A 290-nucleotide genomic window follows, 5' to 3' on the forward strand; every position below is an offset into this window, starting at 1 on the left:
GGCGGGCTGGGCCGCCGCGGTCTCGACCCGCGTGTCGAGCGCGGCGGTCCGGGCGCTCGTCCGGAAGAGCGCCGGGGCGACGACCGAGGCGACGAGCAGCGAGGCCGCGAGCAGCACCAGGAGCAGCCAGCCTGGCGAGTGCAGCAGGCGCGCGGGCGCGGCCGTCCACAACGGGTGCCGCCGGCCGCGCGTGCGGGTCACCGACCTTCGTCCGTCCGGTGCAGGAGCAGCACGGCGCGGTCGTCGTCGCCGCGGGGCACCTGGTCGATGATCCGGCGGGCGGCGCCGTC

1 protein-coding gene is annotated in these 290 nt (G+C 79.0%); it reads right to left on the bottom strand.

From position 1 onward, the window contains the following. A partial coding sequence (locus QWY28_RS23475; RefSeq protein WP_300955326.1) for a hypothetical protein occupies nucleotides 1–201 on the bottom strand: 201 nt, incomplete at its 3' end. Nucleotides 202–290 lie beyond the last annotated feature (89 nt).

The sequence above is a fragment of the Nocardioides oceani genome (assembly GCF_030412965.1).
Lineage (GTDB): Bacteria > Actinomycetota > Actinomycetes > Propionibacteriales > Nocardioidaceae > Nocardioides > Nocardioides oceani.